Origin of the sequence: Phenylobacterium sp. (assembly GCF_030681155.1) — a bacterium.
Taxonomy (GTDB): Bacteria; Pseudomonadota; Alphaproteobacteria; order Caulobacterales; family Caulobacteraceae; genus Phenylobacterium.
Map to the genome: position 1 here is coordinate 1 of NZ_JAUXXE010000061.1, position 6,296 is coordinate 6,296.

Annotated in this window: 5 protein-coding genes; 2 read left to right on the forward strand and 3 right to left on the reverse strand. The window is 66.2% G+C overall.

Annotated features, from left to right (window positions below):
• Both serA and Q8M13_RS15810 read left to right on the forward strand, forming a co-directional pair.
• On the forward strand, window positions 1-1,206 hold a 1,206-nt coding region (serA, locus tag Q8M13_RS15805), incomplete at its 5' end, for a phosphoglycerate dehydrogenase (RefSeq protein WP_305300994.1).
• A 54-nt stretch (window positions 1,207-1,260) separates the two neighbouring features.
• The gene (locus Q8M13_RS15810) at window positions 1,261-1,614 is read left to right on the forward strand and encodes a hypothetical protein (RefSeq protein ID WP_305300995.1); all 354 of its coding nucleotides are present in this window, start codon (window positions 1,261-1,263) and stop codon (window positions 1,612-1,614) included.
• Here Q8M13_RS15810 and Q8M13_RS15815 read toward each other — a convergent pair.
• From Q8M13_RS15815 to Q8M13_RS15825, 3 genes are read right to left on the reverse strand one after another with little or no spacing between them, the layout of a single operon-like run.
• Window positions 1,611-1,874 (reverse strand): MoaD/ThiS family protein, encoded by a 264-nt coding sequence (locus Q8M13_RS15815; RefSeq protein WP_305300996.1) that lies wholly within the window; start codon window positions 1,872-1,874, stop codon window positions 1,611-1,613. The two genes, Q8M13_RS15810 and Q8M13_RS15815, sit on opposite strands and share 4 nt — an antisense overlap.
• Window positions 1,874-3,004, reverse strand: coding sequence for a sialidase family protein (locus Q8M13_RS15820; RefSeq protein WP_305300997.1), 1,131 nt, complete (start codon window positions 3,002-3,004; stop codon window positions 1,874-1,876). Before Q8M13_RS15820 ends, Q8M13_RS15815 begins: the two co-directional genes overlap by 1 nt.
• A 49-nt stretch (window positions 3,005-3,053) precedes the next feature.
• Entirely contained in the window at window positions 3,054-6,269 is a 3,216-nt protein-coding gene (locus Q8M13_RS15825) for an error-prone DNA polymerase (RefSeq protein ID WP_305300998.1), read from the reverse strand.
• Between the last annotated feature and the right edge of the window lie 27 nt (window positions 6,270-6,296).

A 6,296-nucleotide genomic window follows, 5' to 3' on the forward strand; every position in this document is an offset into this window, starting at 1 on the left:
CAGGCCGGCAAGTGGGAGAAGAACCGCTTCATGGGCGTGGAGCTCTACGCCAAGACCTTGGGCCTGATCGGCGCCGGCAACATCGGCGGCATTGTCGCCGACCGCGCCAACGGCCTGAAGATGAAGGTCGTCGCCTATGACCCCTTCCTATCGGCCGAACGCGCCGTGGAGATCGGCGTCGAGAAGGTCGAGCTGGAAGACCTGCTGGCCCGCGCCGACGTCATTACCCTGCACACCCCGCTGACCGACAAGACCCGCAATATCCTGTCGGCCGAGAACCTGGCCAAGACCAAGAAGGGCGTGCTGATCGTCAACTGCGCCCGCGGCGGCCTGGTTGATGAAGCCGCCCTGCGCGCTGGCCTCGACAGCGGCCACATCGGCGGCGCGGCCTTCGACGTGTTCGTCGAGGAACCGGCCAAGGACAACGTGCTGTTCGGCGCCGAGAACTTCATCGCCACCCCGCACCTGGGCGCCTCCACCATGGAAGCCCAGGAAAACGTCGCCCTCCAGGTGGCCGAGCAGATGAGCGACTATCTGCTCACCGGCGCGGTCTCCAACGCCCTCAATAGCCCGTCGGTCACCGCCGACGAAGCGCCGAAGCTGAAGCCCTTCGTGGCCCTGGCCGAGCGCCTCGGCGCCTTCGCCGGCCAGATGGTCGATGTCGAGGTCAAGGCCGTGGACATCGCCTATGAGGGCGAGGTCGCCAACCTCAACACCCGTCCGTTGACCGCCGCCGCACTGGCCGGCGTGCTGCGTCCGATGCTGGAAGACGTGAACATGGTCTCGGCCCCGGCCGTGGCCAAGGATCGCGGCATCACCGTCTCGGAAAGCAAGCAGGACGATTCGCCCATCTATGACAGCCTGGTGCGGATCACCGTCACCACCACCCTGGGCAAGCGCTCGTTCGCGGGCACGGTCATGGCCGGCGCGCCCCGCGTGATCGAGGTCAAGGGCATGGACCTGGACGCCCCGTTCGCCTCGACCATGCTCTATGTGAACAATCTGGATAAGCCGGGCTTCATCGGCGCCCTGGGCGCGCTTTTGGCTGAAGCGGGCGTCAATATCGCCACCTTCAACCTCGGCCGCGTCTCGGCTGGCGAAGACGCCATCGCCCTGGTCGGCGTCGACCAGGATCCGGCCGACGAGCTGATCGCCAAGATCCGCGCCCTGCCGCACGTCAAGGAAGCCCGCACCCTGCGGTTCTAGGACTTTACGCCCTCCCTTCCCGTGGGCTTTGCTGCGGGGAGGGAGGACCTATCCATGGCCGACAAATACACGCGCCCCATCGATGGTGGGCGCGGCCTTTGGTGGACCGAGCGGCTTTGGGCCCTGTCCGCCGAGCTCCCGGTGATCTCGGTGAAGCTCGCCGATATTCCCGAATTCGAACAGGACTGCTGGTTTGTCGGACGCCACGTACCGACCATCCGCGAAGTCGCCAAGCATGCGCAGCGGATCGCGCAGGCCGACCCAGCCTATCCCGTCATCCTCTGCGCCGACGGCAGGCTGATGGACGGCGGCCATCGTGTGGCCAAGGCCTGGATGGCCGGCCAGGAAGAAATCATCGCCGTTCGCTTCCCGGTGACGCCCGAGCCGGATGAGATTTTGCCGGCCTAGCCGCCCGACAGCGCCCCAAAGATCAGCACCTCGTCGCGATCATTGAGACTCAGGCGCAGGTCCTGGGCGCGGTCGCCGTTGCGGAAGATCCGCATGTGACGGCGAATGCGGTCCTGCTCGTCCACCACCCGGAACTTCAACCCCGGAAAGCGCGCATCGAGATCGTTCAGCACCCGCTCGATGCTGTCGCCGGCCGCTTCCAACCGGCTGACGCCGTCGGTGTAGGAGGTGAGCTGGGAGGGAATGAAAACCTGAACCATCAGAGCGGCGCGGCCACGACCGAATAGATCTCCGGCAGATGCTGGGCGATGGTTCGCCAGGAGGCGCCTTCGTCATCGCTCATCCATACCTCGCCGTTGGTCGCGCCGAGATAGAGTCCGAGCGGCGCGGCCTGATCAGCGCAGAACGCCTGACGCTTGACCGTGAACCAACCCTGCTCGGTGGGAAAGCCGGCGTCCTGGCGTTCCCAGTTCGCGCCGGCGTCACGGGTCCGGTAGACAGCCGGCTTGCCGCCTGGACTGGTGCGCGGCCATACCTCTGTGCCGTCCATCGGAAACACCCAAGCTGTGTCGGCCTCCCGCGGGTGGGGCACGATGGTGAAGCCGATGTCGCCCACCTCGGCCGGCATCGCCTGGCCGATCCGGTCCCACCGCTCGCCCGGCCGATCCAGCCGGTAGATGCCGCAATGGTTCTGCTGCCAGATCCGGTCGGGCATGGTGGGGGCGAGCGCGATATAGTGGGCGTCCTGCCCATATTTCGGATAGGGATCGGGCATGAAATTGGCCTCGACCCCTTGGTTCAGCGGGCTCCAGTCAGCGCCCTGGTTCAGGCTCTCGAACACGCCGCCGGTGGAGGTGGCGATATACATGTGGGCCGGGTCGCGCGGGTCGATCTGGATCTGGTTCAGCAGCGCCCCGTCTGGGGTGCCGCCATCCGCCGGGCACCAGTTCCAGTACATCGGGTGATCGTTGAAGCCGGCGACGCTGTCCCAGGTCGCGCCGTTGTCGGCGCTGCGGAACAGGCCCGGCGGCGAGGTGCCCGCCCACCAGACGCCAGGCTCGCTGGCGTGGCCGGGCTCCAGCCAGAAGCTGTGATCCACCGCGCGGGCCGGGGCGGCGCCATTGGTTGTCGCCTTGGGAAAGGCCGGCGGTTGCTGAGCCTCGGCCCAGGTCACGCCCCCGTCGGTGGAGCGGAAGATGGTCGGACCCAAGTGCCCGGTCGATGCGGCCATCAGCAGCGTCTTCCCATCGCGGGGATCGAGCACCAGGTGGTTGACGATGTGGCCCAGGAAGATCGGCCCCTGGACCGACCAGGTCTGTCGCTGGGCGTCGCTGCGATAGATCCAGGCGCCCTTGCGGGTGCCGATAAGAAGCTGAACTGCGGCGGACATCGCGTCCTCCCTGTCAGGGTTTCTGGAGATCACTCTACACGAAGGTAGGTCAGTGGAAATCGCGACTACGCACCAGGCGGCCAGTGACGCGGCTGTGGATGCGCGGCGCCGGACCGTCCTCTTCCTTCATTTCCGACAATCGGTGAGAGAGGTCGGTGAAGCGGCGGGCGACCACGTGGACGACATTGCTCTCGCTCTGGACCTGGCCATGGACGACCAGGAAGGAGGAGGTCATCACCAGCTTGCGGTTGGCGTCGAAGGCATCCTTCCAGATCACGATATTGGCGATGCCGGTCTCGTCCTCCAGGGTCAGGAAGGTGACGCCCTTGGCGGTGCCGGGCCGCTGGCGCACCAGCACCAGACCGCCGACGGTGACCAGCTTTCGATCCCGCATCCGGGTCAGTTCGCGAGCCGGAACCGCGCCCAGGCTGTTCAGGCTGCCCCGGAAGAAGCCGACCGGATGAGCCTTTAGCGACAGGCTGGTGGTGCGATAGTCCTCGGTCACCTCCTGCGGCAGGTTCATCAGCGGCAGCTCCACCTGATGCTCGACCACCCCCATGGCGGCCAGCAGAGGCGCGGTCTTCAGGCTGCCGGTTTCGTCGGCCAGTCCCTTCACCGCCCATAGCGCCTGGCGCCGGGTCAGGCCGAGGGAGGCGAAGGCGTCGGCCTCGGCCAGCAGTTCCAGCGAGCGGCGCGACAGACCCGCGCGGACCGCGAAATCATCAATGCTGCGAACACCTTCCTTTCGGGCGGCGACCAGGCGGTCGGCTTCATCCTCGCTGAACCCTTTGATCTGCCGCAAACCCAGCCGCACCGCGCGAAACCGTTCGTGATTGGGCGAGGCTTCCAGCGTGCAGTCCCAATCGCTGGCCAGCACGTCGGGCCCGCGGACCTCCACCCCATGCTGGCGGGCGTCACGCACCAGCTGGGCCGGCTGGTAGAACCCCATCGGCTGGCTGTTCAGCAGCGAGGCCAGGAAGGCGTCCGGCCAGCGCCACTTCACCCATGCCGAGGCGTAGACCAGCAAGGCGAAGCTGATCGCATGGCTCTCCGGGAAACCGTAAGAGCCGAAGCCCTCGATCTGCTTGAAGCAGCGCTCGACGAAGGCCGGGTCGTAGCCACGTCCCTTCATTCCCTCCAGGAACTTGGCCTCGTAGTCCCCGACATTGCCGTGGTGGCGGAAGGTGGCCATGGAGCGCCGCAAACCATCGGCGTCGTCCTCGGTGAACTTGGCCGCCTCAATGGCGATCCGCATGGCCTGTTCCTGGAACAGCGGCACGCCGAAGGTCTTGCCGAGAATAGTTTTCAGCTCGTCCTGCGGGTGCTCAGGGCCCGGACGCGGATAGTCGATCAGGGCGGGGTTGTTCCGCCGCTGCAGATAGGGGTGGACCATGTCGCCTTGGATCGGTCCTGGGCGGACGATCGCCACCTCGACCACCAGGTCGTAGAATTTCTTGGGTTTCAACCGGGGCAGCATCGACATCTGCGCTCGGCTTTCCACCTGGAACACCCCGACGGAATCGGCCTTGCAGAGCATGTCGTAGACGCCCTCTTCCTCCTGCGGGATGTGGGCGATGTCGGTTATCTTGCGCCCCACCAGGGGGTCGTCTTCGGGGATCATGTCGAAGCTCTTCTTCAGAGCCGTCAGCATGCCCAGCGCCAGGACGTCGACCTTCATCAGGCCAATGGCGTCGATGTCGTCCTTGTCCCATTCGATGAAGGTTCGGTTTTTCATGGCGGCGTTGCCGATGGGCACCGTCTCGTCCAGCCGCCTCTGGGTCAGGACATAGCCGCCCACGTGCTGGGAAAGGTGGCGGGGAAATTTCAAAAGCTCGGTGGCCAGCCGTACCGCCCGGCGGATCTCGGGATTGGTGGGGTCGAGGCCTGCCTGGCTGACATAGCTGTCAGGCACTTCCTCGCCCCAGCTTCCCCAGATGGTGTCGGCGAGGGCGGCGGTGACGTCCTCGGTCAGGCCCAGCGCCTTGCCGACCTGGCGGATGGCCATGCGCGGCCGGTAATGGATGACGGTGGCCACGATGGCGGCGCGATCTCGGCCATAGCGGCGATAGACGTACTGCATCACCTCCTCGCGGCGGGCATGCTCGAAGTCGACGTCGATGTCCGGGGGCTCGCCGCGCTGTTCGGAGATGAAACGGGAAAAGAGCAGGTCTTGATCGTCCTTGGTCGGATCGACCGCAGTCACGCCCAGGCAAAAGCAGACGCAGGAATTGGCCGCCGAGCCGCGGCCCTGGCAGAGGATGTCTTGGTCCCGCGCCCAGCGGACGATGTCATGGACGGTGAGGAAATAGTTGGCGAAGCCAAGCTTCTCGATCAGGTCGAGCTCGTGCTGGATGGTCCGCCGTTCTTTGTCGCCCATCCCCTTTTCGAAACGCCATTGCGCGCCCTCCCAGGTCAGGTCGGTCAGGTGCTGGATCGCGGTCTTGCCGGGTGGCACAGGTTCGTCGGGATACTCGTACTTGAGCTGTCCAAGGTCGAACTCGACCCGCTCGGCGATCTCAAGGCTGCGCTCCACCGCGCCGGGGAAGCGGGCGAAGAGCCGGGCCATTTCGGCGGGCGATTTCAGATGCCGCTCGCCGTTGGCCTCCAGCCGCAGGCCGGCGTCATGGATGGTGCAGGTCTCGCGGATGCAGGTCAGCACGTCCTGCAGGTTCCGGCGGTCAGGGCTGTGATAGAGGACGTCGTTGGTGGCGAGCATCGGCGCGCCGGAGGTCTCGGCCAGGGCCGCCAGCCGCGAGAGCCGGTGCAGGTCGCGCGCGCCATAGGGCCTCGACGCCGCCAGCCAGACGTCGCCGCGCAGGTCGCCGGCGATCTGGCGCAGGCGGCTTTCGAAGTCTTCATCCAGCCTGGGGGGCGGGACCACCAGGATAAGCTGGCCTTCGGAATGGTCGGCGAAGTCGGTCCAGCGCAGGTCGCACTCGCCCTTCTCCGAGCGAAGCTGGCCGACGGTCAGCAACCGGGTCAGGCGGCCATAGGCTTCGCGGTCGGTGGGGTAGCAGAGCAGCGACGGCGTATCGTCGGCGAAGTCCAGCCGGCACCCGGTCAGCGCCTTCACCGCCAGCGGCGTCTTGCTCAGCCTCTTCATCTCAGACCAGGCCCGCACCACCCCAGCCAGCGAATTGCGGTCGGTGACGCCGATGGCTTCCATGCCCAGCACGCCGGCCTCGTAGATCAGTTCATGGGGATGCGAGGCTCCGCGCAGGAACGAGAAATTGGTGGTGGTCTGGAGTTCGGCGTAGCGGGTCATGCTCAAACCCCCTCCGTCGCGCTGCGC